Origin of the sequence: Segniliparus rugosus ATCC BAA-974 (assembly GCF_000185725.2) — a bacterium.
GTDB classification, from domain to species: Bacteria; Actinomycetota; Actinomycetes; order Mycobacteriales; family Mycobacteriaceae; genus Segniliparus; species Segniliparus rugosus.
In genome coordinates this window covers 1,317,254-1,343,169 of sequence record NZ_KI391953.1, presented here as the reverse complement: position 1 = coordinate 1,343,169, position 25,916 = coordinate 1,317,254, and the positions used below count along the sequence as shown (strand labels likewise).

The 25,916-nt window shown below is 68.9% G+C and carries 25 protein-coding genes and 1 pseudogene; 16 read left to right on the top strand and 10 right to left on the bottom strand.

Annotation, left to right across the window (positions count from 1 at the left end; translation table 11 throughout):
• Nucleotides 1-43 precede the first annotated feature (43 nt).
• The gene (gene speD / locus HMPREF9336_RS18925; protein WP_007470230.1) at nucleotides 44-424 is read left to right on the top strand and encodes an adenosylmethionine decarboxylase; all 381 of its coding nucleotides are present in this window, start codon (nucleotides 44-46) and stop codon (nucleotides 422-424) included.
• Nucleotides 421-1,287 carry a spermidine synthase gene (locus HMPREF9336_RS06600; RefSeq protein WP_007470228.1) on the top strand — a complete coding sequence of 289 codons (867 nt, stop codon included), beginning with the start codon at nucleotides 421-423 and terminating at the stop codon, nucleotides 1,285-1,287. Before speD ends, HMPREF9336_RS06600 begins: the two co-directional genes overlap by 4 nt.
• On the opposite strand, the gene HMPREF9336_RS06595 is transcribed toward HMPREF9336_RS06600, so the two are convergent.
• Both HMPREF9336_RS06595 and HMPREF9336_RS06590 read right to left on the bottom strand, forming a co-directional pair.
• Nucleotides 1,284-1,946 carry a pyridoxamine 5'-phosphate oxidase family protein gene (locus HMPREF9336_RS06595; RefSeq protein WP_007470226.1) on the bottom strand — a complete coding sequence of 221 codons (663 nt, stop codon included), beginning with the start codon at nucleotides 1,944-1,946 and terminating at the stop codon, nucleotides 1,284-1,286. The two genes, HMPREF9336_RS06600 and HMPREF9336_RS06595, sit on opposite strands and share 4 nt — an antisense overlap.
• 287 nt (nucleotides 1,947-2,233) lie before the next feature.
• The gene (locus HMPREF9336_RS06590; RefSeq protein ID WP_007470224.1) at nucleotides 2,234-2,413 is read right to left on the bottom strand and encodes a hypothetical protein; all 180 of its coding nucleotides are present in this window, start codon (nucleotides 2,411-2,413) and stop codon (nucleotides 2,234-2,236) included.
• Between the two features lie 42 nt (nucleotides 2,414-2,455).
• On the opposite strand from HMPREF9336_RS06590, the gene HMPREF9336_RS06585 reads away from it, so the two are divergent.
• Nucleotides 2,456-2,776, top strand: coding sequence for a hypothetical protein (locus HMPREF9336_RS06585; RefSeq protein ID WP_007470221.1), 321 nt, complete (start codon nucleotides 2,456-2,458; stop codon nucleotides 2,774-2,776).
• A 57-nt stretch (nucleotides 2,777-2,833) separates the two neighbouring features.
• On the opposite strand, the gene HMPREF9336_RS06580 is transcribed toward HMPREF9336_RS06585, so the two are convergent.
• On the bottom strand, nucleotides 2,834-3,790 hold the full coding sequence (locus HMPREF9336_RS06580; protein WP_007470219.1) for an alpha/beta fold hydrolase: 957 nt from the start codon (nucleotides 3,788-3,790) through the stop codon (nucleotides 2,834-2,836).
• 28 nt (nucleotides 3,791-3,818) lie between these two features.
• Entirely contained in the window at nucleotides 3,819-4,799 is a 981-nt protein-coding gene (locus tag HMPREF9336_RS06575; RefSeq protein ID WP_021030236.1) for an LLM class F420-dependent oxidoreductase, read from the bottom strand.
• Nucleotides 4,800-4,918: 119 nt separating this feature from the next.
• Between HMPREF9336_RS06575 and mhuD the strand changes: the two genes are divergently transcribed.
• From mhuD to HMPREF9336_RS06560, 3 genes and pseudogenes are all read left to right on the top strand, one after another.
• Entirely contained in the window at nucleotides 4,919-5,227 is a 309-nt protein-coding gene (gene mhuD / locus HMPREF9336_RS06570) for a mycobilin-forming heme oxygenase MhuD (protein WP_007470217.1), read from the top strand.
• A gap of 31 nt (nucleotides 5,228-5,258) precedes the next feature.
• Nucleotides 5,259-6,264: pseudogene (locus tag HMPREF9336_RS06565) on the top strand (YHYH protein).
• Between the two features lie 82 nt (nucleotides 6,265-6,346).
• Nucleotides 6,347-6,733 carry a hypothetical protein gene (locus tag HMPREF9336_RS06560; RefSeq protein WP_021030234.1) on the top strand — a complete coding sequence of 129 codons (387 nt, stop codon included), beginning with the start codon at nucleotides 6,347-6,349 and terminating at the stop codon, nucleotides 6,731-6,733.
• Nucleotides 6,734-6,746: 13 nt separating this feature from the next.
• Here the strand turns inward: HMPREF9336_RS06560 and HMPREF9336_RS06555 are convergent, their stop codons facing one another.
• The 3 genes from HMPREF9336_RS06555 to HMPREF9336_RS06545 form a co-directional block, all read right to left on the bottom strand.
• Entirely contained in the window at nucleotides 6,747-8,201 is a 1,455-nt protein-coding gene (locus HMPREF9336_RS06555) for an APC family permease (protein ID WP_021030233.1), read from the bottom strand.
• 46 nt (nucleotides 8,202-8,247) lie between these two features.
• Entirely contained in the window at nucleotides 8,248-10,254 is a 2,007-nt protein-coding gene (locus HMPREF9336_RS06550; protein ID WP_007470213.1) for a primary-amine oxidase, read from the bottom strand.
• A 65-nt stretch (nucleotides 10,255-10,319) separates the two neighbouring features.
• Nucleotides 10,320-11,273, bottom strand: coding sequence for a hypothetical protein (locus HMPREF9336_RS06545; RefSeq protein ID WP_021030232.1), 954 nt, complete (start codon nucleotides 11,271-11,273; stop codon nucleotides 10,320-10,322).
• A gap of 106 nt (nucleotides 11,274-11,379) precedes the next feature.
• Between HMPREF9336_RS06545 and bla the strand changes: the two genes are divergently transcribed.
• The 4 genes from bla to puuE are packed head-to-tail and all read left to right on the top strand — an operon-like array spanning nucleotide 11,380 to nucleotide 15,510.
• The gene (gene bla / locus HMPREF9336_RS06540) at nucleotides 11,380-12,333 is read left to right on the top strand and encodes a class A beta-lactamase (RefSeq protein ID WP_021030231.1); all 954 of its coding nucleotides are present in this window, start codon (nucleotides 11,380-11,382) and stop codon (nucleotides 12,331-12,333) included.
• A 24-nt stretch (nucleotides 12,334-12,357) separates the two neighbouring features.
• A complete protein-coding gene (locus HMPREF9336_RS06535) occupies nucleotides 12,358-13,578 on the top strand; it encodes a DUF6986 family protein (protein WP_007470210.1) in 1,221 nt (406 codons plus the stop codon).
• The gene (gene alc / locus HMPREF9336_RS06530; RefSeq protein WP_007470209.1) at nucleotides 13,575-14,615 is read left to right on the top strand and encodes an allantoicase; all 1,041 of its coding nucleotides are present in this window, start codon (nucleotides 13,575-13,577) and stop codon (nucleotides 14,613-14,615) included. The genes HMPREF9336_RS06535 and alc overlap by 4 nt, the downstream gene beginning before the upstream one ends.
• The gene (gene puuE, locus HMPREF9336_RS06525; protein ID WP_007470208.1) at nucleotides 14,608-15,510 is read left to right on the top strand and encodes an allantoinase PuuE; all 903 of its coding nucleotides are present in this window, start codon (nucleotides 14,608-14,610) and stop codon (nucleotides 15,508-15,510) included. The genes alc and puuE overlap by 8 nt, the downstream gene beginning before the upstream one ends.
• Nucleotides 15,511-15,713: 203 nt before the next feature.
• On the opposite strand, the gene HMPREF9336_RS06520 is transcribed toward puuE, so the two are convergent.
• Both HMPREF9336_RS06520 and HMPREF9336_RS06515 read right to left on the bottom strand, forming a co-directional pair.
• The gene (locus tag HMPREF9336_RS06520; RefSeq protein ID WP_021030230.1) at nucleotides 15,714-16,493 is read right to left on the bottom strand and encodes a sensor domain-containing protein; all 780 of its coding nucleotides are present in this window, start codon (nucleotides 16,491-16,493) and stop codon (nucleotides 15,714-15,716) included.
• Nucleotides 16,490-17,755, bottom strand: a complete 1,266-nt coding sequence (locus HMPREF9336_RS06515) for a DUF4185 domain-containing protein (protein ID WP_007470206.1) — start codon at nucleotides 17,753-17,755, stop codon at nucleotides 16,490-16,492. The genes HMPREF9336_RS06520 and HMPREF9336_RS06515 overlap by 4 nt, the downstream gene beginning before the upstream one ends.
• Between HMPREF9336_RS06515 and HMPREF9336_RS06510 the strand changes: the two genes are divergently transcribed.
• From HMPREF9336_RS06510 to HMPREF9336_RS06485, 6 genes are all read left to right on the top strand, one after another.
• On the top strand, nucleotides 17,754-19,379 hold the full coding sequence (locus HMPREF9336_RS06510) for an APC family permease (RefSeq protein ID WP_007470205.1): 1,626 nt from the start codon (nucleotides 17,754-17,756) through the stop codon (nucleotides 19,377-19,379). The genes HMPREF9336_RS06515 and HMPREF9336_RS06510 overlap by 2 nt on opposite strands.
• Nucleotides 19,380-19,466: 87 nt before the next feature.
• A complete protein-coding gene (locus HMPREF9336_RS06505; protein ID WP_156920307.1) occupies nucleotides 19,467-20,681 on the top strand; it encodes a D-alanyl-D-alanine carboxypeptidase family protein in 1,215 nt (404 codons plus the stop codon).
• Between the two features lie 76 nt (nucleotides 20,682-20,757).
• Nucleotides 20,758-23,061 carry a carbon starvation CstA family protein gene (locus HMPREF9336_RS06500; protein ID WP_007470202.1) on the top strand — a complete coding sequence of 768 codons (2,304 nt, stop codon included), beginning with the start codon at nucleotides 20,758-20,760 and terminating at the stop codon, nucleotides 23,059-23,061.
• A gap of 21 nt (nucleotides 23,062-23,082) precedes the next feature.
• Nucleotides 23,083-23,667 carry an HdeD family acid-resistance protein gene (locus HMPREF9336_RS06495; RefSeq protein ID WP_007470200.1) on the top strand — a complete coding sequence of 195 codons (585 nt, stop codon included), beginning with the start codon at nucleotides 23,083-23,085 and terminating at the stop codon, nucleotides 23,665-23,667.
• Nucleotides 23,664-24,353, top strand: coding sequence for a hypothetical protein (locus HMPREF9336_RS06490; protein WP_007470198.1), 690 nt, complete (start codon nucleotides 23,664-23,666; stop codon nucleotides 24,351-24,353). Before HMPREF9336_RS06495 ends, HMPREF9336_RS06490 begins: the two co-directional genes overlap by 4 nt.
• 9 nt (nucleotides 24,354-24,362) lie before the next feature.
• Nucleotides 24,363-24,965, top strand: coding sequence for a hypothetical protein (locus HMPREF9336_RS06485; protein WP_007470197.1), 603 nt, complete (start codon nucleotides 24,363-24,365; stop codon nucleotides 24,963-24,965).
• Between the two features lie 3 nt (nucleotides 24,966-24,968).
• Here the strand turns inward: HMPREF9336_RS06485 and nudC are convergent, their stop codons facing one another.
• A complete protein-coding gene (gene nudC / locus HMPREF9336_RS06480; protein WP_156920306.1) occupies nucleotides 24,969-25,916 on the bottom strand; it encodes an NAD(+) diphosphatase in 948 nt (315 codons plus the stop codon).

Here is a 25,916-nt window from a genome sequence, read left to right as displayed (position 1 = left end):
CCGTCAGCCGTATGGCACGAGCACCTTCCGAAGGGAGTGAAAAATGACCCAAGTATTGGAGTCGGCGCACGCAGTTGGAGCTTTCACCGGGCAACACATCATTGCCGAGGTGAAAGGAGTCAAGGCCAAGCGCCTCAACGATGAATTGCTGCTGCGGGACATCATGGTCTCCGCCCTCGCCGAGGCCGGGGCGACCGTCCTCGACGTCACCTCGAAGCGGTTCGATCCGCAAGGGGTCACCGTCCTCGTGCTCCTCTCGGAGTCGCACGCCTCTCTGCACACCTACCCCGAGATCGGCTCGGCGTTCATGGACGTCTTCACCTGCGGGCACCGGGCGGACCCCGAGCACGCGGCGCGCCTGATCGCCGACCGGCTCAAGGCTCCGGTCTTGCAGCTGAAGACCATCCAGCGAGGGATTCAGTGACCGCCGGGCAGATCCACGAGCCGCTCGCGCCGGGCTTGACCCGTGTGTGGGAGCTGGAGAAGATCGTCTGGGAGGGCGACACGCCCTTCCAGCACGTCGTGATCGCGCAGACCGAGCAGGGCGTGTCGCTCTTCTCCGACAACGACCGGCAGTCGACCGAGTTCAGTCAGCTCGTTTATCACGAGGCGCTCATGGTCCCCGCGCTGCTGTTGGCCGACCAGGTCCGCTCCGTGCTGGTCATCGGCTCCAGCGAAGGCGTGGTCTGCCAGATGGCCGTCGCCGCGGGCGCGACCAAGGTCGACCACGTGGACATCGACGAGCAGGCGGTCAAGCTGTGCGCCGAGCACCTGCCGTACGGCTACACCCTCGACGAGCTCGCCGAGGCGGAGCGCGGCGAGGGCCCCGTCCGGGTGCACTACACCGACGGCTTCGGGTACCTCGCGGAAGCCGCCGGACGGCCCGAGCGCTATGACATCGTGCTGGTGGACTTGCCCGACGAGCGGCCCGACGATCCCGAAGCCCAGATCAACCGGCTGTACGGCGCGGACTTCTTGCGCCAGTGCAAGGCGGTGCTCGCCCCTGGCGGCGTGGTCGTGAACCAGTCCGGCTGCCCGACGCTGTGGCGCAACGAGACGCTCGCCACCTCGTGGCGACGGTTCAACGAAGTGTTCGAGACGGTCGCCTACTACGGTTCGGACGAGCACGAGTGGGCGTACCTGTTCGGGCGCGCGGACCAGGTCGCGGATCCGACCGAGCTGATGGTCTCGCGCCTTGCCGCGTGCGGCTACCGGCCCGTCTCCATCGACGCGGCGGCGTTGCGCGCGGGCGCGACGCCGCCGTACCACGTGCGCCACAGCGGCTAAGAAGCGGAGCGTTCGCGGAGCTGGGCCTCCAGCTCCGCGACTCTGCGCCGCAGCTGCTCCGCTTCGGCCTGCGCCTCCTCGACGTCGCGCTGATAAAGCTCCCGCATTCGGTCGATCGACGCTTTGGGCCACAACGGCTCGATATGCCTCGGGCAGTTGAGGTCGACAGCTTCCACCGCGACGAGGAAGGAGCGCTCCGGCTTGCCCAGCGTCGCCTCGCCCACCGAGGCGAGTCGCGCCAGCAGCTCCGGATCGTCCGCTTTCTCCACCACGCGCGCCCTGCCGTAGATTTTGGCCCGGCGTTTGCGCACGTAGTCGATGAAGAAGAGCGCCACCCGGTCGTCGGATTCGACGTTCCCCGTCGTGACGAACTGCCGATTGCCCGCCACGTCCGCGAAGCCGAGCGTGCGCTCGTCGAGCACGTGGACGAACCCTTGCGGGCCGCCCCGGTGCTGGATGTACGGCCAGCCCGACGGCGTTGTCGAGCCGAGGAAAAAATGCCAGGACTCGCGGATCATCGACTGGACTTGGGGCTCCAGCGCGTCGGGGCCCGCGTCCGGGGAGCCCAGCTTCGCCCCATAGGCGACGAAGCTGCCGACCTCCTCCTGACGGCGCACCGCCCCAGGGCCGAAGGCCAACTGGCCGTATCTCGTGCTCACGAACGCTCCTTCCCTGTCGAGCCCGCCATGCCTCGGGCCGGGCGGCCCAGCGCTGACTGCGCTTGCCAGCCCGCGATGCGGGCACTGTTGTATTGAACTCCTCCGGATTCCTCGGTATTCCGAAACGGCAAGCCTCCGAGGGAACCCCACGTCGGACTCCGGGGGCGCAACAACTCATACATGCACACATGCGCATTCTTAGATAAATATCAGGTGCGGGATGTTTTTCACGGCTAGCGTGGTGGCATCGCTGCGAAACGCAGCGGAGCGAGAAAGGAGAAAACATGTCACACAAACCATCGTTTTGGAGCAGAATCCTCGGAGGAAATCCCACCCCTCGCCGCGACCATGGCGGCGGGCGGGAGCCGCGCGAGCACGGGCACGGCGATGAGCACGAGCAACGAGCGCACCACCGCGAAACAGGTCGGCAAGAATCCCACGGCCGCCCCCGCCACCATTGAGAACATGCCGGACCTACCCGCCTTCCGCCGCGGACGAGAGGACAAAACATGAGATTCGCTTTTTTCATCGCGCTCTGCGCGCTCGCGGGCATGTTCGGGGCCGAGGCGAACGCCGCCCCCGCGCACAGCCTGTCCCTCGCCGCCGACGGCGACGAGGGCGAAGCCAGCAGTGACGACGGCGACGCCAATGATGCCGACAACGCCAATGACGGCGACACGATCGGCACTCCCAGCAGGCCGGGCGGCAACACCCACTATCCGAGAAATGGCACAACGCTGCACAAGGACGACGACGACGAGTCGAGCCAGGGCGCTCAAAACTTGGACGACGCCCTCGACACCGCAGGAGGGCAACATCCTGGGCATTGAAGCCAGCGGCCGCGCTTCGGCCCGGCCCGCCGCCCGTCGTCGGCCCAACGCCGACGCTTAACCCAAAAAGTCCAGCACTGCCGTGTTGAACTCCTCGGGGTTCTGCAACATTCCGAAATGGCTGACGTTCGGGAGTATGGCCAGGCGCGCTCCGGGGATCGTCGCCGCGATGTGCTCGGTGTGCTCGCGCTTGATGACCTCGTCGTACTGCCCGTCCGCGATCATCGTGCGCACGTGGATGGAGCGCAGCTGGTCGTCGCTGATGTCGGGCTGAGTGGCCCACATCTTGTTGACCTTCGCGTTGAGGTTGTCCCAGTCCTGCGGATGGGGCGCGACCCGCATGTACTCCTCATGGGCGCGTTCAGCGCCGAGCACGAAGACCGGGCTTTGGTCGCCACCTGGAATCAGCCCCTCCGGCTTGGTGTTCGCCCCGTATGCGAAAAGGCTGGAGAGCAATTCGGGGTTATGGATCGCGAGTTCGATCCCGATGATCCCGCCGTCGCTCCAGCCGACCAGATCCACCCTGGGCACCTGCAGATAACGGAGCAGCTGCTGGACGTCCTCCGCCAACAGGTCGTAGCTGTACGGCTGGGGGCTGATCGTCATGGTGCGCCCATGGCCCCTGCTATCCATGACGATCACCGTGCGGCCCTTCGCGACCAGCGCTGGCACCAGGTAGTTCCAATAGCTCGAATCCGCCAAGCCGCCGTGCAGGAGCAGCACCGGGGGCTTGGCCGACTCTCCCCCGGGCTCTGGCCCGTATTCGGCGTACCAGATCGCGATCTCGTTCGCCCGCGCCACGCCCACTCGGGCTCCTTCGGGTTGCGGGCCGAGCTCGGGAAGCGTCTTCCACGCCGCCCCCGCCCCGAGGACTTGCGCAGAGGCCGATTCCGCCCTCACCCACATCGAGGCGGCCCAGGCGATGACCAGCGCGGCCACGACGATCAACACGGCGAACGGAGCGCCGAATAGCAGCGTGATTCGTTGGGCTCTCCGGAGGGCGGTTGACGACATGAAGGTCAGCTTAAGCGAAAAACGCCCCCTACGAGAAAAGCGGGGCGAGCGTCGCTCCGGCGAGTTCCACGATCCCCGGCTCGTGGCCGCCGAACAAGACGACCGTCACGCCGCCGACGCCGGCGCTGAGGATCTGGCTCTTGATCCCCTCGGCCACCTCTTGGGGCGTGCCGACGAAGTGGCCTGCCGTCTGGGCCGCCCGTTCCTCGGGCGAGAGCGCGTCAAGGTCCACGCCGAGTTTGGCGAAGTGCTCGCGCTGCGACTGCCGCGCCCGCTCGCCGTCCTCGGACACTCCCACACAGATCATCGTGCTGGTCGCGAGCGTGGCCGGGTCGCGGCCGATCTCGGCGCAACGCTCGGCGAGCACGTCGAGTTTGCGGGGCAGCTCCCCCGGCGAAGTCCCGACGATGTTGAGGTGGTCCGCGTATTTCGCCGCGAGCCGGAAGGTCTTCTGCTCGCCGCTGCCGCCGAGCATGATCGGCAGGTCGTCGCGCAGCCTCGGCTCGTTCAACGCCTCCTTCGCCCGGTACCACTTGCCGTCGAAGCTGGGCCGCTCGCCGCGCAGCATCGGCGCGATGATCTCGAAAGCCTCCGCCAGGCGCTCGAACCGGTCGGTGAACGTGCCGAACTCGAAGCCGAGCGCGGCGTGCTCCAACTCGTACCAGCCCGCGCCGATTCCCAGGAACGCCCGGCCTCCGCTCACCACGTCCAAGGTGGTGACCACCTTGGCGAGCAAGGCCGGATTGCGGTAGGTGTTCCCGGTGACCAGCGTCGCGAGTTTGAGCCTCGACGTCGTCGAGGCGAGCGCGCCGAGCAGCGTGTACGCCTCCAACATCGGCTCCTCCGGCTTGCCGAGGGCGGGGAGCTGGTAGAAGTGGTCCATCACCGTCAGCGCGTCGAAGCCGGAGGCCTCCGCCGCTTTCGCTTGGGCTGCGACCTGCGGGAAAATGTCTTCCACCGTGCCGGGGTAGGTGAAGCTCGGGATGTGCAAGCCGATTTTGAACGTCATGCCGACCACGCTAGTACCTGGAGCGCTCTCCATGTCAAAACCCGCGAAGGCGCGAGCCGCCCCTGCCGGGCTCGCGGAGCCCGTTGCCCGCTTTCGGCGGCGAGGCGTAGGCTGGCTTTATGACCGTCGTGAAGATCAACGCCATTGACGTGCCGGAGGGCGCCGGACCGGAGCTGGAGCAGCGTTTCGCGAACCGAGCGCACGCCGTGGAGAACTCCGAGGGGTTCATCAGCTTCCAGCTGCTCCGTCCGGTCAAGGGCGAGAGCCGCTACTTCGTGTTCACCGAGTGGGAGTCCGAAGAGGCGTTCCAAGCCTGGGCGAACGGCCCGGCGCGGGAGGCGCACGCTGGCGAACGCGCGAAGCCGGTGGCCACTGGCGCGAACCTCTTGGAGTTCGAGGTCGTGCTGAGGGCCGAGAAGAAAGCCTGACCAGGCTTTCTCCGGAGAAGACACAACTGATATGAGCGTCACGGGGGGCCGTCGCGTCGGCCGTCTCGCGCTCGGGGCCGTGCTCCTGCTCGCAGCGTGCTCGCCAGAGACCAGGTCGGCCGATCCGCGCCCCGCGCGCCCGAACGCGGCGCAGCCGCTCCTGCTCGACCCTGGCAAGCGCTACGGCAACCGTTACGCCGACGGCAGGCTGCCGGTCGGCGACGGGAAGCACACGGTCGACGGGCCGCGCCCGGGCTATCTTTTCACCTGTCCCCAGTACGAGCGGAGCCTGACCGGGTTCGCGGGCGGGGCCGAGGTCCGAGGGCCGTGGTTCTCGGAGGACGGGCAGTGGTATTACCCCAGTAAAAAAAGTCCATGTGCAAGGCCATGTCCACCACCACGGCTCTTTCGCAGAGACGCATTCGGAGCAGGCTCGGGTGATCACCACGAACGACCTGCCGCGCGATCACCCCACCGGCCAGTTCCCCGTCGCCCAGGACGACACCGCCTACCAGTACGACCGCAACCCGAACACGATCCGGCCCCAGCGGTTGACCTACGTGCTGCCGCCGAAGCCGACCTACGGGAAGCCGCAGTGCGTCGCGAACGAGGTCGGGGTCATGCTCTCCGGCGTGATCTTGTTCAACGCGCTGGACTCCAGCGGCCGAGACGCGGGCGCGTGGGAAGTGCAGGACTCATGCTCCGGCCATCCGGAGATCGTGGGCGAATACCACTATCACACGCTCAGCCCGTGCATCCCCAATCCCGGCGTCGGCGAAGTGCTCGGCTACGCCCTCGACGGATTCCCGATCACCGGAGGACAGCTCGGTCCGGACAACGTGCTCACGACGGGCGACCTCGACGAATGCCACGGCATCACCAGCGCCATCGTGCTCGACGGGGAGGAAGTCACCATGTACCACTATGTGATGACCGAGGACTTCCCGTACTCGGTCGGCTGCTTCCGGGGCAGGCCGACGACCGTGCAGGGCCATCCCCAGCCCGGTCCGCCGCCGCCCCCTGCCCCGCCGCGATAGACTGCGGAACCAACCGCAACGGGGCGGGCGCGATGATCCACGCCGAACGGCGCGCTGTCGGCTGCCGGGAATGGAGTCCTTTATGTCTTGCCAACGCATTGCCACAGTCTGGCGAATCGCCGCCAGCGCCGCGCTGATGCCCGTCGCCGTCGCTTCTTCCTCCTCTTGGGCCGCCGCCGAGGAGGAAGGCTGGTCGCTCTCGGTGTGCGGGACCACGAACGCCGACGGCTCGCTCGTCGGCTCGTGGTCTGGGACAGGAGCGTCGAAACAAGCCGCCGTGGACGACATGAGAGACACCGCGCCGAGCGGCCTCACAGCCAGCGGCCCCTGCTTCGCCTTCGACAACCTCTCCGAATCGCAGGCGCGCGAAGGCCAAGAAAAGGTTCGCGGCAAACTCAACGCCAAACTGCCCGCAACGGTCTGGACCGAGCTGACCGGCAAAGAGGCTCCAGCCGAGCTGCGGCGATAATCCGCGCGAGCTGTCATCCCGCCGATTCGACGAGCGCCCGCGCGGGCCTCGGCTCGCCGCGCCGCCGCGCGGGGCCCGCGACGTACCAGGCCGAGGCTGCGAGCAGCACCCCGACGAAAAGCCACGGCATGAGGCTCGTCGGCCACTCCGGAACGGGGTACACGTTGCGGTAGAACACATACGCGAGGCAGATCGCGACAGCGCCGCCGACGGCGGCGGCCAGCGCGACGCCGGCTTGCGGAGCGAGCTTGCGCAGCAGCACGGGAGCGCCGAGGCCCATGAGGATATAGGCCATCATGTAGCCGAACGTGCCGAGGGTCCCCGAGTAGGAGTAGACGTCCAGCTCGTTGACCCCGCTCAGCGCCATGCCGACTGCGACCGCCAGCGCGGTGGCGCTGAGCAGCAGGATCGCGATATGCGGAGTCCGACGCTTGGGATGCGCGGAACCGATCTTCGCGTGCACGAGCCGCGATTCCCCCATGGAGTGGAGCACCCGGCTCGCCGCGGTGAGCGAGCCGGTGACGCAGGCGAAATTCGACGCGACCGCGCCGAGGTCGATGACGAGGGCGAGCCAGTGCTGCCCGATCCCGTCCGCCAGCGTGTTCAGCGGCGTCGCGTCGGCGGAGAGCTTGTCCGCGCCGCCGAAGCTGACGACTTGGGCGTACGAGGAGCACAGATACAACGCTCCGGCCAACAAGGCGCTGCCGAACACCGCGCGCGGGATGGTCCGCTGCGGATCTTTCGCCTCCACCGACAGGCACGCCGCCGATTCGAAGCCGACGAAGCCGAGGATCGCGAGCACCATGCCCGCGACCACCTGTCCCGGGGTGATCCCGGTCGCCAGCAGCGGAGCCGCCGAGAGGCCGTGCCGGACCAGGGCGAGCGTGAGGACCAGCAGAATCGCGCCGATGGACAGCACCTCGAGCACCACGCCGGTCCACGCCGAGACACGCACGCCCCGGATCATCATGACCGAGGCGGCGGCGACGCAGACGACCTCGATGACGAAGGTGAACCCGAACGAGGTCCCCGGAGCCCCCGCGCTGACGGGCGGGGCGACTCCGAAGAGCGGCTTGGTGTACTGCGCGAACTGGGCCACGCAGCCGACCGCGATCAAGAGGTAGCCGAAAGCCAGACCCATCGATCCGACGAACCCGACAGCCCGCCCGAACGCGGCGGTGATATGCGAGAGCAGGTCCTCGCCAGGGCGCAACCTCGCCACCTTGGCGACGCACCAGCCCACGAGGAGCAGCACGCCTAGGGAGACCGCGTAGGAGTACAGCGTGCCAGGCCCGGCGCTCGCCGCCACCAGCGTCGCGCCGGACACCATGACCGCGCTCGGCGCGATGCCCGCGGTGGACTGGGCCATGAGCTCGACGCCCCCCATCGTCCCTGCCGCGAGCCCCGTTCCGGCGCTCTGTCGGGCTTTCGCGTCCTCAATCTCTTCCACGATCGGCAAAGACGGCATCGGTGGGCGCTCCTCGGTTCAGTTCTCGGGCAGGGGCAGAGCAGGGTCAGTTGGGGACGTCGTCCTCGCTCGGGGGGCAGTGGCAGCCGGTCGCGCCGCCGTGCTCAGGCCTCTCCGGAGGCAGGTCCAGCACGGGGTTGCCGTCGAAGAAGCCGAACGGCTTGAGGTGGAAGCCCACCTTGGTCACCGGCATCACCGGCCAGTCCTCCGGACGCACGACGTGGTGCGCGCCGACGGTGTACCAGAGGACGAGGTCCGAATCCTCGAGCGAACGGTCCCCCGCCGTGTACGCGCCGCCGAGCCCGTCGCCGCCGGGATGCTGCGCGATGAACTCCCCAGCCGCGTAGCGCTGCTCGGAGTCGAACGGCGTGGCCCAGAGCTGTTTAGTGGCGAAGACTCCCCGGCTCGCCTGCTGCGAGCCGGGGAGCCAGAGCGGTCGGGTGTACGCGCCCGGCTCGATCTTGTACGCCGTCGGCGCGCCCAGCGCGGATTTCTTCTCCGCGCTCGCGACGAGCCAGGTGCGCCCGGCGAGCGGATCCGGCAGGCGTTGCGCCTCGGATTCGCTCCTCAGCCGCGTCTTCACCGTCTTCCACGCGTTGCCGTGCGGGTTGGTGGGCCCCTCGGGCTCGGCCACGGAGTTCACCTCGTAGAGGTTGTTGCGGTCCCCGTCCACCCGCATGTCCAGGCGCACCGAGAAGTAATGCTCGTGGTTCGGCGCGTACAGGCCAGGAGCGACCATCGTGCCGAATGCGGGCTCCTCGCCGACGGGCACGGCTCCGAGCGAGAGGATCCCGGTCAGCTTGATCTCGAACTCGATGGAGCCGTCAAGGTAGAAATGCCAGTAGAAGCCGTACTCGTAGTTGCCGACGGTCGAGACGAACGAGATCACCAGCCTGCGGCTGCGCCGGACCTCCGGCCGTCCGTGGCGGAAGTCCGTGTGCTTCCAGGCGATGGAGGCGTCCTCCTCGTGCATGCAGATCGCGTTCTTGATCACCACGGGCCTGCCGTCCTGGTCGTTGACGAAACCGTCGAAGTAGCGGATCTCGCCGAGGCAGTCGCAGCCGAGAGTCAGCGGGTTCGCGAGCCAGCCGAGGCCGTACTCCCCCTCGTCGAAGACGTTCTTGTTCCAATGCGTCGGCTGCGGGTCCCCGTACGGGACGTACATCTCGGAGAGCGAGGCGCGGTGCAGCACCGGGCGCTCGATCCCTTTGTCCACGTACCGGACGTCATGGAGCACAAGGCCCTCGCGCGGGGTGAACCCGATTCGCAGCCGCCAGTTCGCCCAGCTCACGGCGTGCCCGTCCACCTCGAACGAGGGGCCTTCCGGCTGGGCGATGACGATCGGCTTGAGCGGCGCGCGCTGGCCCTCGAACGCGGGCACGTTGTCGGGGCCGAGCAGCTCCGGGTAATAGTTGCCCGGTTTGGGCGGGAAGGGCACAGCGCCGTGGTCGACGACCTCCACCACCTCCATCGTGTCCAGATCCACTGTGACGATGAGCCCCTCCACCGGTCTCGCGTAGCCGTTGTCCGTCGGATGCGAGCGAAGGAAGGTGAGCGGACGGGCGATGCGCCGCACCCCTGGGTCGTCCTGCGGGCCGGTGTAGCCCGAAGCCCACGGGTCGACCATGGCGAGCGAGAAGTCCTCGACGCCCCGTCTGCGCATCGCCTCCTGCCAGCGGGGGTCCGCGATGACCGCCTGCTCGCTCGCCATGAACTCTTCGAACGTGAACGGGGTGGCTCCGGAGACTTCGCGGAGCGAGACGACTTCGGCGGCCGTGATCGAGACGACGGCCTTCATCGTGGTCCGACTGGCGGGGACGCGCAGCAGGATCGCGGCTCGCCGGTCCCAGCCCGAGCCCGGACGGAAGTCCGAAACCATCGCTTTGGGCGGCTCGGCGAGCTCGACGAAGACGAAACGCGCCCCGGCGGGGAAATCGGGATGCGCGGCGAGGATCGCGCTCGCCGAGGCGATCTCCTCCGCGCAGAGCGGTTCGAGCGGATGATTCGGGGACGCTGCAGCGGCGGCTGGCTGCTGCTCTGCGGCGAGGGTCATCACCCCAACGTAAAGACGAGGTGTTACCTGGGCTTGCCGCCGATGTTACGAACGTGAACAGCCCGTCAGGGCAGGTCGTGCAACCGTTGCGTGGTCAGCTTGTAGAGCTGCTCGGCGAGCGCGACGTCTTGGTCCGACTTGTCCCCGGTGACGTCGACCTCGGCGAACACGCCTCGGACCTCGGAAGCCATCGTGCGCATCTGCGTGACCGTGCCCCCGTGGCTCTGCCCGTCGAACGTCGTGGTCAGCGTCATCTGCATCTTCAGCCCGAAGGCTTTTTCGCCTGCGGTCGCGGGCGGATCGAACTGGCTCCAGGCGATATCCATCGCCATCGAGAATCCCCCGCCCGGCTCGCTTCGCTCCCCGTGCACCGTGGGGCATCTGCCGACGAACTCCTTGAACTGGTTCATCAGCCCGATGATTTCGGCCGTCACCCCGCCGGTGATCTTCACCTGGATCGCCCTGCCGCCGAAACCGGGAATAACCAGCCCGCTCTCCCCCGGAGGCGTCGCCTGCGCGTATCCGAGGATCTCCGGCGAGCCGGGGCCGACCCCGGCTCCGGGGGATCTCGGCATGGCATTGCCCAGCACCGCGCCCATCTTCTCCATCTCCGCCGAGAAATCACAGCCTGCGGGCGTGAATTTCATCCCGTCAGCCTCGTCGTCCTTGGACTCCGACGTCGCGACGGGATGCTCGGACGCGAGGCTGGCGAACTCGTCCATGGGATTCTTCGTGCTCAGCGTCCATCCGGCCGGCAAGTCGCCCTGCTGCGGGAGGGCTTGGGCCAGCTCCGCTTTCGACCTGCCCGCCAGGGAGCTCTTCTGCTCCGCCGCGCTCCCCGACGTGGGCAGCGGGAGGTGCGACCGGCCGTTGCGGCTGACGAACAGGACCGCGACAATCGCGATCACGAGGATGACCGCCGTCGCCCCCAGAATTCCGAACACCGCTCGCGCTTGTCTCCCGGTCTTCGGCGGCTGGGCCCCCGCTCCGGGCAATCCGTACGGCCCCTGCTCCGACATCGTCATCCTCCTCGGACTCGTCAGCTCGGAAAAGCGCTTCTTCTTCAAGCCGATTCACGCGCGGACCACTCTATCGCATCGCGATCACGTTGTTTACAGTGCGAGCATGTCCTCGCACTCGCCGACCCGGAACGCCCAGCTCCCCCGACGCGCCGCCCTTTGCGGCCTTTTCGCCTTGTCCGTGCTCTCCGCGTGCGGCGGCCCGAAGGACGGCCGAGGCGGCCGAACCTCCTCGCCGGAATCCGCCGATCTCGCGGCGGCCGCCGCGTTCGCCGACGCGGTGACGGCGCTCGAGCGCGGCCACGAAGCCGAAGTCGGCGTGTTCGTCCTGGACACCGGGTCGGGCAAAACCCTCGAGCACCGCGCCGACCAACGCTTCATGATGTGCTCGACGTTCAAGGCGTTGCTCGCAGGGGCGGTCCTGCGCAAAGCGCAGGACGAGCCGGGGCTGCTCGACCGGTCGATTCCCGTCCCGGCCGAAGCCGCAGCAGGGGCGGGCTACGCGCCTTTCGGCAACAGCCGCCTCGGCAAGAGCGCGACCCTTGCGGAACTCTGCGAAGCCTCGATCCAGATCAGCGACAACATCGCGGCCAACCTCTTGATCGACTTCCTCGGCGGTCCGCCCGCTGTGACCTCTTTCTTCCGTTCGCTCGACGACACGGTGACCAGGCTCGACCGGCACGAAGAGGCGATGAGCGACGGCGAGGCAAAGGACTTGCTCGACACCACGACTCCGCGCGCCATCGCGAAGACTTTGCACAAGCTCGCGCTTGGCGAAGCCCTCGCCAAGCCGCAGCGACAACAGCTGGTCGACTGGATGCTCGGCTCCGTCACAGGGACCGAATGCATTCGAGCCGGGCTGCCATCGGAGTGGAAGGTCGCGGACAAGACCGGCACCGGGGCGCGCGGCGAGCGCCACGACATCGCCATCGTCTGGCCGACCGGCGGGAAAGCGCCGTTGGCAGTCGCGATCCTCACCCGCGTGCAGAACAAAGCCGAGCGGAACGACCAGCTCCTCGCCGACGTGGCGAGCGCGGCGAGGGTCGCTCTGACGCGCTAAACGCCCGTCAGGTTCAATACAGAGATGGCCGCATCCGCCGATATCACCGTCGAATCCGTCCTCGCCGACGTCGACGCCCGGCTCGCCAAACGCTATCCGGGCAACAAGGTCGAGGGGCAGCCCGCGCACACCGTCTACGTGAGCGCGGCGAAGGCCGAGGCAGATCTGCCCGAGCAATGGGGAGCCGAAGCGCTCAACGCCGTGAAACGGCACGCGGACGTGCTGCGCGGGCTCGACGAGGCCGATTCGCTCAAACTCGTCAAAGCCCGGCTCGCCTCCCAGCCGATCCAAGACCTGCGGTTCGACTTCGAGGACGGCTACGGGGCCCATGACGACGAGGCCGAGGACGCGCACGCCCGGCGCGTCGGCGAGATCTTCAAGAGTTGGACCGAGCCGGGGTCGCCGGAGACGTTCGGGGTGCGGATCAAAGGGCTGACCACCGCCTGGCACGCCCGTAGCCGCCGCACGCTGGAGTTGGTCTTGGACGCTGCGGGCGGGGCGCCGGAAGGCTTCGTCTTCACCGTCCCCAAACTGCGCCTGCCCGTGCAAGCCCTCGCCGCCCGCCTGCTCTGCGAGGAGCTGGAAAAAGCGCACGGGCTTGCAGAAGGCTCGCTGCGCTTCGAGCTACAGATCGAGAGCCCGCAAATCGTGCTCGGCCACGACGGCGCGGCGGCGCTCGCCGAGGCGATGAACCTGGCCGCCGACCGGGTGACCGCGCTGCACTACGGAACCTACGACTACAGCGCGGCCTGCGGGATCGCCCCCAGCCAGCAGTCCCTCAAACATCCGGTGGCCGACCACGCGAAAGCGGTGATGCTCGCCGCCAGCGCCGAGCGCGGCGTGTGGGTCTGCGACGGCGGGTCCATCGTCGTCCCCGACGGCGGGCCTGACGAGGCGGACTGGGCCGTGGCCGAGCATTTCCGGCTGGTCACCCGTTCCCTCGACCACGGCTACTACCAGGGCTGGGATCTGCACCCCGCGCATTTGCCGACCCGATGGCTCGCCGCCTACGGCTTCTACCGGGAGGCTTTCGCCGAGGCCGCCCCCCGACTGCGCGCCTATCTCACGAACACCGCGTTCCGGGGCAAGCTCGACGAGCCGGCGACAATCCAGCAACTGGCCGCCATCACGCTGCGCGGCCTGTCGGTCGGCGCGTTCACCGAGAAGGAGGTCGCGGCCAAGACCAAATTCGCCACGACCGACGTGCTGCGCGCCCTCTATCGAAGGGAAAGGCCCACGCCATGAACGGACCCCGACCAGAGGCCGAAGCGGGGCCCCAGGACTTCGCCGAACTGCCCGACCTCGCGAGCCGCGCCCTCGGCGGCGCGGTGATCTGGGCGAACGACGAGTTCTTCGCCGAGAAAGAGAACCTGATCAAACCGGGAGCGCCCGCCTTCACTCCGGCCGATTTCGGGCACAAGGGGCAGGTCTACGACGGTTGGGAGACGAGGCGGCGGCGGGCTGCCGGCTCCGACCAGGCCATCGTCCGGCTCGGCGTGCCGGGCCGCGTGCACGGTGTCGTGGTGGACACCGCGTGGTTCAAAGGCAACGCCCCCACCCACGCGAGCGTCGAGGCGCTGTTCCTGCCGGGGCATCCGGACTCCGACGAGGTCCGGCAGAGCGAGCGGTGGGAGACGCTCGTGCCCAAAAGCCCGCTCGTCCCGGATTTCCCGAACGCCCTCCCGGTCCCCGAGGAGAACCGAGGCGAGCGCCGCACGCACCTGCGCCTGACCATCCACCCCGACGGCGGCGTGGCGCGGTTCCGGGCGCACGGCTTCGCGACCCCCGACCCCGCGTTCCTGCGCGGCGACAACATCGACCTCGCCGCCTCGGAGAACGGCGGGCGCGTCGTCGACTGCTCCAACCGGTTCTACAGCCACCCGCACCAGCTGCTCGGCCCCGGGAAGGCCCGCGTGATGGGCGATGGCTGGGAGACCGCGCGCAGGCGGGACTCCGGCAACGACTGGGTGCTCGTGCGCCTGGCCGAGGAAGGCGTCGCGGACTGGGCGGAGATCGACACCTCGTACTTCCTCGGCAACGCGCCAGGGGCCGCCAGCCTGACCGGCCTCACCGCTTCCGGTGAGCAGGTTCCGCTTTTGGGGCGGACCAAGCTCGCGCCCGACACGCGGCACCGGTTCCGGCTGGCCGAGGGCGGCGCGCCGATCACGCACGTGCGCCTTGACATCTTCCCCGACGGCGGCCTCGCGCGGTTCCGGCTCTGGGGCTCCTTCACCCCGAAGGGGTTCGCCGGCCTGGAAAAGGCGTGGGGCAAGGATGGCTGAATACCCGAGGGACATGGTCGGGTACGGGAAAAATCCCCCGGACCCGCAGTGGCCGGACGGCGCGCAGATCGCCGTGCAGTTCGTCCTCAACTACGAGGAGGGCGCGGAGAACTGCGTGCTCGACGGGGACGCGCACGCGGAGACCTTCCTGTCCGAGATCGTTCCCGCCGAGCCCTTCCCCGACCGGCACATGAGCATGGAGTCGCTCTACGAGTACGGTTCGCGCGCCGGGGTGTGGCGGGTGCTGCGCGCTTTCGAACGGCGCGGGCTGCCGCTGACGATCTTCGCGGTGACCAGGGCATTGGAGCGCAACCCCGAGGCGACGGCGGCGTTCGTCGAACTCGGCCACGAGCTCGCCTGCCACGGATTGCGCTGGAAGTCGTACCAGAACATCGCCGAAGCCGTCGAGCGCGAGCACATGCGCGAGGCGGTCGAGCTGCACACCGCCCTCGTCGGCTCCCGTCCGCTCGGCTGGTACACCGGCAGGGACTCCGCGAACACCCGCAGGCTCGTCGTCGAGCACGGCGGTTTCGCCTACGACTCCGACTCCTACGCCGACGACCTGCCGTATTGGGCCGAAGTGTCGGGCCAAAAGCATCTCGTGGTGCCGTACACCCTCGACACCAACGACATGCGGTACTCCTCCCCCGCAGGCTTCCCGAGCGGCGATCAGTTCTTCGCGCACTTGCGCGACGCGTTCGACGTGCTGTGGCGCGAGGGCGGCGAAGGCTCGCCGAAGATGCTCTCGGTCGGGCTGCACTGCCGCCTCGCAGGCCGCCCCGCCCGCGCGGCGGCGTTGGAGCGGTTCCTCGACCACGTGCTGTCCCACGAGCGGGTGTGGGTGGCCAGACGGATCGAGATCGCCGAGCACTGGCGGCGGGTCCACCCGGCGTAGCGTCCCCGCACGGACGGGCTCAGCCCATCAGCTTGGGCAGCGCCCCGCCGAGTCAGCCCATCGCAGCCTCCCGCACCACGAAACGGGTGATTCCCATCGCCGTTCGCAGGCCGCGGCCTTGGCGAGGATCTCGTCCTCCGTCCCGACGAGGACGAACGGCGCCGCGTCCAGCTGCGCTTCGACCTGGTCCCGCCGCCATAAGCTCAGTCTGGGATTTTCTCGCGCGACAGCTCGATCAAGGCGTCCAGCGGATCGCGGCCTTTCTTGGGCACGGGGCGGTGGAGCACCTCGAACTGGTACAGCACATTGCCCTTGTGCCCGACGACCAGCGGGTATGACCGCCTGGCCGCTCCAGCCGGGCTCCACTTCGCCCAGTCCGGCCCGACGGAGACCTTCGCGAGGCGCGCCGAGGACGCTTGGTCCTCGTCCACGGGGGCTTCGACGGCCTCCTGGAGCAAGTCGCAGCTCTCGAGCGCGTCGAGGAACGCGTCGAACGCGGCCTCGGCGCTCTTGGGGTCGGGGAAAAGCCCGACGTGCTCGACCACCGTCCACTCCGCTTTGCCCGCTTTGCGCCCGCGAGAGCTGTAGCGCACCGAGATCGGCGGCTCCGACGCACCTGAGAAGGCTTCCGGCCTGCCGAGCCCGGCCAGCACGGCGCATTGCGCGGGCTGGGACGAGGCCGCGCCGTCGCCGACCTCGCGCGCAGCGCGCGCGACCATATGCATCCGGCAGCCCACGATCAGACTGACCTCATCCGCGGTGACCAGCGCCTGCTTCGCCTGGCGCGAGCCGGGCAGCAACGACCCCGCAGGCTCCGAAGGGTCGTCGGGCGAGCAGGCTGGCCTCTTCGCCGCCGACGACGATCCGGCACGGGCCGCCGCGCCGACGAGAACGCCCCCGGATCCGCTGTTCAAATAGACCGCGAGGAGCAATCCCGCCGTCAGCAATGCCGCGCCCCAAACGCCCCACCATCTCATTGTCATTCGTAGTGTACATCCAACAGGTAGACGCTATACGGGTTCCATCGCGAGAGGGCGACTGTGATGATCCGCGCGGTTTCGTCCACGTCCTGGACGAAACCGCCGTACGGCCCGCCCGGCTCGTTGAAATGCGCGCCGACCGGCCCCCGGCCCTGGCCGGGATCGCAGGTGACGACGAGCTGCGGGGGGCTGAAGCTCGCCAAGTCCGAGAGCGGGGCCGAGCGCAGCGCGACGCCGAGCCGTTCGTCGGTGTAGACGATGACGAGTTTGCCGCCGACGACCGCCGCGCCGCCCTCGCCGACGTTCGGGAAATCGGGGATCGGGCGCGCCTGCTCCCGCGCGCGCCCCGGCTCGCCCCAGCCGTCCTCCCCGAAATGCCGCCACCTGGCGGGGTCCATGAGATCTTCGGCGGAGGCTTTCGCCAAATGCGGGCCGGGATTGCCCCGCGCGACCGCCGATCCGACGATGAAAAACTCCTCCTTGCCGTCCGCCGTGTGCGAGGCGAGCTGGATCTGCTGGAAATCGGAGTCCCCGACCGCCACCGGCTCGCCGGCCCGCACCTTCGAGCCGGTCCGCGTCTCGGCGTCGAGGTCGAACTGCTGCAGCCACGAGCCCTCGCCGCGCGCGGGCCCCGCCCCGCCGGGGCCCCAGTCCACTTGTTGCCAGGCCACGACCAGCTTGCCCGCCGCCATGACCGCGCCAGTCGGCACCACCGACCTCGGCCTGCCGTCCGGGTACTGCGTGCCGTTGAAGCGGCCCTCCCTCGCGCGCAGCGGCCTCGTCCGGACATGCGGGCGCTCCACCGGGAAAAGCTCCCAAGGCAGGAACCGGTATCGCGGGTCGCGGACGAAGCCGTCCAACTCCATCCGTCCGTCCGCGTCCTTGTGGGCGAGGAGCGCGGCGTTCCCCGCGATCCTCGGACCGCCGAAGCCGCCCGCGTTGTTCCCGCTCCCGTCGAGGTTGTCCTTGTCCCCGGTGTCCCCCATGAGGTACGCGTACCGCCGCACGCCGCCCCGGTCCTCGCCGAGGAAGACGGGGACGCCGAGGTCGGCGTTGCGCACATTCGGCAAGAGAGTTCTAGAGCGCCGCCCGCTGCCGAAAAGAGCACGGGCGATCCGCGCGCGGCGGCTCGTGTAGCCCCGGCCCTGGTTCTCAGGCCGCCAGAAGAAAATCTGCGCGCCGCCGACGATTTCCGCCGGTCCCGATTGCGAGGCCTGGACCTTCGTCACCGTCAAGAAACGACGCTCGCGCACGTCTTCGGACATGGCGGTCTCCTCTCGTCTGCGTCGACCTGTGAGCCAGGCTAGCAGCGGGGTCCGGCGCGGGCCAGCCCCGCTCGACAGAGCCGGAGCCGCCCGGTACGCTCGGCGCATCGCGACCACAGACCTCTCCCCCGAGCCCACCACGCGCGGCGAAGCCCCCAAAGGCCTGAAGTCCGGCGCCATCGGCCTGATCGGCAACATCGTCATCGGACTTTCCGCGACCGCGCCCGCCTATAGCCTCGCCGGGGCGCTCGGGCCGCTGGCCGGGACCGTCGGCGCGAAAACGCCCGCGATCCTGCTGCTCTCGTTCCTTCCGACGCTCTTCATCGCCTTCGCCTACCGCGAGCTGTGCCGCGACACCCCGGACTGCGGCACCACCTTCACCTGGGCCACCAAAGCCTTCGGCCCGTGGACGGGCTGGATGTCCGGCTGGGGCCTCGCGGTTTCGGGCATCATCTCGGTCGGCAACGCGTCCGAGATCGCCTCGATCTATCTGTTCCGGCTGTTCGGCCACGAGCCTTCCGCCGCCGCGAAAATCGCCACCGCCTCCGCGATCATCGTGCTCATGACCTGGGTCAGCTACCGGGGGGTGGATCTCGGGGAGCGCATGCAGAACGTGCTCATGGCCGTGCAGTTCGGGGTGCTCGGCTGCATCGCGGTCGTCGCGCTCGTCCGCGTCTTCGCCCATCGCGCGGGGCCGCAGGCCCTCACCCCGAGCCTGAGCTGGTTGGTCCCGACCGGCCTTTCCACCTCGCAATTCGCCACCGGCGTCATCCTCTGCGTGTTCATCTATTGGGGCTGGGACGCCTGCCTCGCGGTCGGCGAGGAGACCGAAGACTCGACCCGCACGCCGGGACGCGCCGCCGTCATCGCGACTTTGCTGCTCGTCACGACGTACATCCTGGTCAGCTACGCCGCGCAAAGCTTCGCGGGGTTCGGGAGCACTGGGATCGGGCTCAACAACCCCGAGCACGAGAGCGACGTGCTGACCGTGCTCGGCCTGCCTGCGGGCGGCCAGATCGCGGCGGTCGCCCTTCTGCTCACCGTGAGCGTCTCCGCCCTCTCCTCCACGCAAACGATCATTCTGCCCACCGCCCGCCAGGCCCTCTCCATGGCCACCTACCGCGCCTTGCCGGAGCGGTTCGGCGAGGTGAGCCCGAAGTACCTCACGCCGGGCTTCGCCACCGCGGTCACCGGCGCGTGCTGCCTGCTCTTCTATTTCGTGCTCTCCCTCGTGAGCTCGAACGTGCTGGTCGACTCGGTGTCCTCGCTCGGCTTGGCCGTGGCGTTCTACTACGCGATGACCGCCTACGCCTGCGTCTGGTACTTCCGCCGCAGCCTGACCGCGTCGCCGCGCAATTTTTTGTTGCGCGGGCTCCTGCCGCTGCTCGGCGCGCTCACCATGACCTGGGCGTTCGCCAGAAGCAGCATGGACATGCTCGGCCGCGACTACGGCGAAACCCATTTCGGACCGGTCGGCGGGGTCTTCGTCATCGGGATCGGCATCCTGGTGGCGGGCGTGCCGCTCATGCTCCTCGCGACGATCACCGGGAAGGACTTCTTCGCTGGTAGGACGCTCAACGCCACGACCGAGGCCAGGATTCCTCCACCGCCCGACTCGCTCTGATCACAACACCGCTGTTGCTCAGGTGAACATTGTGACTCGCGGGCGCGGCGGCCCGGATGGCGATGACCTCGACGTTATGCTCGGTCCGTGCCTAGGACCTCATTGCAGAGCCTCACGGCCGCCTCGCTCGCGATGCTCGCCGCCACGACAGTCGCGCCTTTGAGCTGGGCAGATCCCGACGACTCGCACAACGCCGCCTGCGCGCAACGCGTCACCCCGCCGCCCGCCGTCGACGCCTCCGAAGCCCCCCAGCCGGGGCATCCCGAGCTGCCGCCGCTTCCCGTCCCTTCGCCGCCGATCGGCGGCGAACTGCTCGCCGCCTGCGGCGTGGTGCAGCCGGCCGGCTCCCCCGCCCTGCCGGAGGGCCCCGCGCGCGGCTGGCTCGTCGCGGACCTCGACAGCGGCCAAGTGCTCGCGGCCTCGGACCCGCACGGCCGGTTCCGCCCCGCCAGCACGATTAAGACGCTCCTCGCCCTCGCCGTCCTCGACGAGCTGGACCCGAACCACGTCGTGCAGCTGACCGACGGCGACCAGACCGCCGACGAGGAGAGCCAGCACCCGTTCATCGAGCCCGGCGGCAAGTACACCGTGTTCGAGCTGCTCGAAGGGGCGCTCATGGTCTCATCCAACGGGGCCGCGAACGCGCTTGCCCGAGTGCTCGGCGCTGGCGGCGGCGTGGAGGCCGCCGTGAAGAAGATGAACGACCTCGCGGGCCTGCTCGGCGCGAAAGACACCAGGGCGACCACCCCTTCCGGGGTCGAAGCCCCCGGAGGACCGTCGACCAGTTCGCCCTACGACCTCGCCCTCATCTTCCGCGCGGCGATGAAGCAGGACATCTTCCGCAAGATCGTCAGCCAGAAGTCGATCACCATGCACGGCGATCCCGACGACTTCCCGCTGGTGAACGACAACGCGATGCTGGACGACTACCCCGGCATGCTCGGCGGCAAGACCGGCTTCACCGAAGACTCCCAGAAGACGTTCGTCGCCGCGGCGGAACGAGACGGGCGGCGGCTGGTGGTGACCCAGATGTACGGGCTCAACGGCGCGACGACCTTCCGCGAGCAAGCCTCGGCGCTTTTGGACTGGGGCTTCGCCCTCGATCCCGCGCTCGGCGTCGGCAAGCTGGTCAACCCCGCGCCGAAACCTGTGCCGCCCGCGCCCGTCCCTGCCGCTCAGCAAGCCTCCTCGTCCTCCGGAGCAACGACCACGCTGCTGCTCGTCGGCATCCTCGCGGGCGGCCTCGTGCTCGCGAACCGGGAGGTCCAGCGCCGCAAAGACCACACCCCGACCCACGCGTAGTTCAGTTCCGCGTCAGCGTCTGCCGGTATAAACGCGAGAGTGGCCGATTCGGCCTCCCACGAGCTGAAGGGTCGATATGACACATCGAACTGCCTGGCCCCACGCCGCTGACGAGCGCGACGGCGAGGTCGTCTACCTTCGCGCGGATCCGGACCTCCCCCCGGTCGGAGTCGTCGAACGCCGTCCGCCGAGCCTGGTCGAACGCGCCGCCCTCCTCGGCGTCGCCCTGCTCGGCGCGCTCGCGTGGAGCGTCGTCGCGCTGAGCCGGTCCGAACCGGTCAACGCGGTCTGGTTCGTCGTCGCGGCCATCGCCAGCTATCTGATCGGCTATCGCCTGTACGCGAAATTCATCGAGCGCAAAGTCGTCCGGCCTCGCGACGACCACGCCACCCCCGCCGAACTGTTCGAGGACGGGCGGGATTTCGTCCCGACCGACCGGCGCGTCCTGTTCGGCCACCATTTCGCCGCCATCGCCGGGGCCGGACCGCTGGTCGGGCCGGTGCTGGCCGCGCAGATGGGCTATCTGCCGAGCACACTGTGGATCGTCGTCGGCGTGGTGTTCGCCGGAGCGGTGCAGGACTACCTCGTCCTCGCCTTCTCGACCCGCAGGCGCGGGCGGAGCCTCGGCCAGATGGCGAAGGAGGAACTCGGGCCGATCGGCGGCGGGGCCGCGCTGGTCGCCGTGCTCGCGATCATGATCCTGCTGATCGCCGTCCTTGCCATGATCGTCGTCAACGCGCTCGCCGAGAGCCCGTGGGGCGTGTTCTCCATCGCCATGACCCTGCCCATCGCCTTGCTCATGGGGGTCTGGCTGCGCTTCGTCCGGCCTGGCAGAGTCGGGGAGACCACAGCGATCGGCGTGGTCCTGCTGATCCTGGCAGTGGTCGGCGGAGGCTGGGTCGCGCACACCGCGTGGGGCGCAGAAACCTTCACCCTGTCGAAGACGACCATCGCGCTCGGGATCGCGGCGTACGGGTTCGTCGCCTCCTCGCTGCCGGTCTGGCTGCTGCTCGCGCCCCGCGATTACCTCTCCTCCTTCATGAAGATCAGCGTCATCAGCCTCCTCGCCGTCGCGGTCCTCCTCGCCCATCCGACCGCGCAGATGCCCGCGATCACCTCGTTCGCCACGAACGGGGACGGCCCCGTCTTCGCGGGCAAGCTCTTCCCCTTCCTCTTCATCACCATCGCCTGTGGCGCGCTCTCCGGCTTCCACGCCCTCGTCTCCTCCGGCACCACCCCGAAGCTCTTGGAGAAGGAGAGCCAGGCGCGGCTCATCGGCTACGGCTCCATGGTCACCGAGTCTTTCGTCGCGATCATGGCGCTCGTGTCCGCCGTGATCCTCGACCCGCACCTGTACTTCGTGATGAACGCGCCGGCCGGAGTCACCAAGGGCACGGCGGAGGCGGCGGCGAGCTGGGTGAACAGCCTGGGCCTGCCCGGAGCCCCGCTCACGCCTGGAACGCTTGAGAAGGCCGCGTCGGAGGTCGGCGAGCACAGCGTCGTCTCCCGCGTCGGGGGCGCGCCGACGCTCGCGCTGGGGATGTCCAAGGTGCTCAGCGTGTTCGGCGGCTCCGCCCTCGCCGGGTTCTGGTACCACTTCGCGATCATGTTCGAGGCGCTGTTCATCCTCACCACGGTCGACGCGGGCACGCGCGTCGCGAGGTTCATGCTCTCGGACACCCTGGGCAACGTGCCCGCGCTCGCGAAGTTCAAAGACCCCTCGTGGCGGCCCGGATCCCTGTTGTGCTCCCTCGCCGTCGCGGGGGCGTGGGGCGGCCTCCTCCTTATGGGGGTCACCGACCCGCTCGGCGGGATCAACACGCTCTACCCGCTGTTCGGAGTCGCCAACCAGCTGCTCGCCGCCGTGGCGCTCACCGTGGTCACGATGACCCTGGTGCGCACCGGGCTCGTCCGCTGGGCCTGGGTGACGCTGGTCCCATTGGGCTGGGACCTCGTCGTCACCCTCACCGCCTCGTGGCAGAAGATCTTCTCCGCCGATCCCGCCGTCGGCTACTGGTCGCAGCATCAGCGCTACGCCGCCGCGCAAGGGCGGGGGGACCGCTCCTTCGGCTCGGCGAGGAACCCCGACCAGATCGACGCGGTCGTGCGCAACACGCTCGTGCAGACCGCGCTCTCCGTGCTCCTCGCGGTCCTCGTGCTCGTCGTCGTGCTGGCCGCGGCCCGGACCGCCTGGCGGACGCTGCACGGCTCCCCGGCGCGAGTCGAAGAAGAGCCCCCCGTCCCGTCGCGCATGTTCGCCCCGCGCGGTTTTTTCCCGACCAAAGCCGAACGCGCGGTGGCCCTGGAATGGGCCGAGACCGGCGCGAAACGGCGCTCCGCCCTGCCGCAGACCTCGGAAGTCACCCAGCGTTGCTGCTGAGATCGACGTATAATCGAAACTATGAACGCTACGCCTCGCTCCACCGGGTCCAGCTTCCTCGACGAGATCGGCCGTGTCCTTCGATACTGGCCGGCCGTCCTCATCTCCGGGATCGTCACCGTCATCGCGGGCGTCTTGGCCATCGCGTGGCCCGGCATCACGGTTTTCGTCGCGGCGATCTTGTTCGGCCTCGGGATCCTCTTCCAAGGCGTTCTGTTTTCCGCCACTGCCTTCGCCGCGAAACCAGGCACGCCCGGACGTGCCTGGATCGGCGTGTGGGCGGCGTTGAGCATCCTGGCGGGCGTGCTGACGCTTGTTTTCCCCGGATCCGGCGTGCTCGCCCTCGCCTACCTGCTCATCTTCTGGTTCCTCGTCAACGCCGTGAACAACATCGTCCGCGCGTCCTCGGACAAGGAGCACCGGGTCTGGTTCGGCGTGCTGGGCGCTTTGGAGCTGATCGTCGCGATCTGGTTGCTCTTCGACCTCGCCGCCGCGATCGACACCATCGCCCTCATCGTCGGTTTCGGACTGCTGCTGCGCGGCACGGCTGAGATCGCCCTCGCGTTCCGGCTCCGCCACGTCGGCAACGTGCTCAACGGGAAGTGAGCCCGAAGCGACGCGGAGCCCTCGCAGCGGCCTGCGCCCTCGCGGCCGCGGTCAACGCCGGGCACAGCGCTTGCGCCGATCCCGCGCCGATTCCGCCAGAGGCCGACCTCGCGCAGTTCCTGCCCCCTCGGCAGGAGTTTCCCGCCGGGTGGACCGTCGGACGGGCGGAACGGCATGAGGAGGCAGCGCGTTTCTCCAAGGACGGAGTCCTCTCCGACTTCGGCAAACACGCCACCCCGAAGAACTGCTACCCCGACGCTCTCGTCTTCTTCTCCGCCTTCGGGATCGCCGAAGGCGGGAAGCCTCCCGAACCCGCGACGGGCCCCTACGTCTTCGTCACCATCGCCCGTCCCGACGAGGACCCCCGATCCCGAGGGTATGCGAAGATCCTCCACTACTGGATCGACAACTGCTCGCAGTACTCCGTCGAGGCGATACCGAACTGGTCGTCCTCGCTGAACGGGAACGTCGTCGCCCGGAGCATGCCCGTCGTCGACGCGGACGACTCCGTCGCGATCCGCGTCAAAGAGAAGGGCGCGGCAGGCCGCGACGTGGAGCTGACCGCGATAGCCGCCCGGCTCCGAGGCGTGGAGATCCTGGTGACGGGTTATCCTGGTGCCGACGAGCAACTCGTCGACGCCCTCTTCCGCGAGACGGTCGAGCGGGTCAACGGGTGGGAGCCCTAGGAGGGGATCATGAGGCACAGGCTGACCCGACGGCTTGCGGTGTTCGGATTCGCGGCAGCGATGCTGCTCGCAGGGGCCAAGGCCCACGCGGAGCCGAACGATCTCCCCGCGAGCGCCGACCTCGGCCAGTTCTACCCGAAACAGGCCGATCTGCCCGACGGCTGGTCGCTCACCAGCCAGGAAGCGCTGGCCGCGCCCTCGCCGGATTCAACAACGCCCGCTGGCTGTTCCCTCGCCCATTTCTTCCCGCCGGGGAGCGCGCGCACCGTGGCGGGGCCGGGAAACTCGACCCTCGTCGTGCGGTTGCTCGTCGGGCGCGACGGCCTCCACACGGTTCGGTCCTGGGCCGAGAAATGCGCGAGCTTCACCATGCTCGGGGGCGGCGGGACGACCGGGAAGAACTGGATGAGCGTCCAGACCGCCGACGCTCCCGCCTCGGGCGCGCTCGCCTACCGGGTCACCGGGCAGGGGCCGTACGCGCCAGCCGAGCTGCTGCTCGCGGGGTCCGTCCGGGGAGCGCTCGTGCTCGTCGCCCAACTCGATCCGGCCGACGACGCCGCCGCCGACGTGTACCGCGCGGTCGCGGCGAAGATCAACGACTGGCGCGGCTGAGCGCTAGACACCGGCGCGTCTGCTCTGCACCCAGGATTCGATCATCGCCCTCGCGATAGAGATCGACCCCGGCAAAAGCAGCGGGGCTTCCGGCACATCGCCCCAGTCGCGACGGCGCGCCAGCGCCTCGGCCACCTCGTCGAGGTGGAACCAGCGCGCCTCCTCGATTTCGCCGTCGGCGAGGACGAGCGGCTGCGCCGGGTCGGCCACGGCCTCGAAACCGAGCATGAGCGAGCGCGGGAACGGCCAGGGCTGGCTGCCGAGATAGCCGATCTCCGACACCTCGACGCCGACTTCCTCGGAGATCTCCCGCTCGACGCACTGCTCCAACGACTCGCCCGGCTCGCAGAACCCGGCGAGGACGGAGAACCAGCGCTGCGGCCATATGGGCTGGCGGGCGAGGAGCACTTGGTCCGCGCCGTCGTGGACCAAGCAGATGACAGCGGGATCGGTCCGGGGGAACTCTTCTTTGCCGTCCGGCGCGACACGCACCCAGCCGCCTTTGGCGAGGGCCATAGGCTCTCCCGACCACGGGGCGAACTTCGAGCGGCCCTGCCAGCCCAGCATCGCGACCGCCGTGGTCGCCAAACTCGCCTCGACCGCCGAAAGCGTATGCCCGGCTGAACGCAGGTCGAGCAATTCTCCCCCGAACTCGGCGCTGTCAAGCTCAGGGACCTGGACCGCCCACACATGCGTCTCGGCGGCCTCGCCGAGGTTGATCTCACCAAGAAAAACCGCCCCCTCGGCAGGCGGCTCGTCCGCGAGCTCCGATGCGGGGCACAGCGCCAGGGCTCCGCCCCGCGCCGCGAGCTGCCCGCGCCGGGTCACCCGGAGCGCCCTGCCCGCGCGCCAGCCCACGGCGAGCGCCGCTTGGTCGGCGCGCAGCCGCTCGTTCCGGTCCAGCTGCGCCCTGGACAGCAGCGGCGGGTCGATCAACGAAAAGCCCATCAG

Excerpts from the sequence above, each read along its gene's own strand:
- HMPREF9336_RS06510 (WP_007470205.1), top strand. The coding sequence starts at position 17,754 with ATGGCGGTCTCCTCTCGTCTGCGTCGACCTGTGAGCCAGGCTAGCAGC.
- alc (WP_007470209.1), top strand. The coding sequence starts at position 13,575 with ATGAACGGACCCCGACCAGAGGCCGAAGCGGGGCCCCAGGACTTCGCC.
- HMPREF9336_RS06575 (WP_021030236.1), bottom strand. The coding sequence starts at position 4,799 with ATGACGTTCAAAATCGGCTTGCACATCCCGAGCTTCACCTACCCCGGC.
- HMPREF9336_RS06590 (WP_007470224.1), bottom strand. The coding sequence starts at position 2,413 with ATGTTCTCAATGGTGGCGGGGGCGGCCGTGGGATTCTTGCCGACCTGT.
- HMPREF9336_RS06495 (WP_007470200.1), top strand. The coding sequence starts at position 23,083 with ATGAACGCTACGCCTCGCTCCACCGGGTCCAGCTTCCTCGACGAGATC.
- HMPREF9336_RS06485 (WP_007470197.1), top strand. The coding sequence starts at position 24,363 with ATGAGGCACAGGCTGACCCGACGGCTTGCGGTGTTCGGATTCGCGGCA.
- bla (WP_021030231.1), top strand. The coding sequence starts at position 11,380 with ATGTCCTCGCACTCGCCGACCCGGAACGCCCAGCTCCCCCGACGCGCC.
- HMPREF9336_RS06500 (WP_007470202.1), top strand. The coding sequence starts at position 20,758 with ATGACACATCGAACTGCCTGGCCCCACGCCGCTGACGAGCGCGACGGC.
- HMPREF9336_RS06545 (WP_021030232.1), bottom strand. The coding sequence starts at position 11,273 with ATGTCGGAGCAGGGGCCGTACGGATTGCCCGGAGCGGGGGCCCAGCCG.
- puuE (WP_007470208.1), top strand. The coding sequence starts at position 14,608 with ATGGCTGAATACCCGAGGGACATGGTCGGGTACGGGAAAAATCCCCCG.
- HMPREF9336_RS06515 (WP_007470206.1), bottom strand. The coding sequence starts at position 17,755 with ATGTCCGAAGACGTGCGCGAGCGTCGTTTCTTGACGGTGACGAAGGTC.
- HMPREF9336_RS06580 (WP_007470219.1), bottom strand. The coding sequence starts at position 3,790 with ATGTCGTCAACCGCCCTCCGGAGAGCCCAACGAATCACGCTGCTATTC.
- HMPREF9336_RS06535 (WP_007470210.1), top strand. The coding sequence starts at position 12,358 with ATGGCCGCATCCGCCGATATCACCGTCGAATCCGTCCTCGCCGACGTC.
- mhuD (WP_007470217.1), top strand. The coding sequence starts at position 4,919 with ATGACCGTCGTGAAGATCAACGCCATTGACGTGCCGGAGGGCGCCGGA.
- HMPREF9336_RS06550 (WP_007470213.1), bottom strand. The coding sequence starts at position 10,254 with ATGACCCTCGCCGCAGAGCAGCAGCCAGCCGCCGCTGCAGCGTCCCCG.
- HMPREF9336_RS06560 (WP_021030234.1), top strand. The coding sequence starts at position 6,347 with ATGTCTTGCCAACGCATTGCCACAGTCTGGCGAATCGCCGCCAGCGCC.
- HMPREF9336_RS06555 (WP_021030233.1), bottom strand. The coding sequence starts at position 8,201 with ATGCCGTCTTTGCCGATCGTGGAAGAGATTGAGGACGCGAAAGCCCGA.
- speD (WP_007470230.1), top strand. The coding sequence starts at position 44 with ATGACCCAAGTATTGGAGTCGGCGCACGCAGTTGGAGCTTTCACCGGG.
- HMPREF9336_RS06585 (WP_007470221.1), top strand. The coding sequence starts at position 2,456 with ATGAGATTCGCTTTTTTCATCGCGCTCTGCGCGCTCGCGGGCATGTTC.
- HMPREF9336_RS06520 (WP_021030230.1), bottom strand. The coding sequence starts at position 16,493 with ATGACAATGAGATGGTGGGGCGTTTGGGGCGCGGCATTGCTGACGGCG.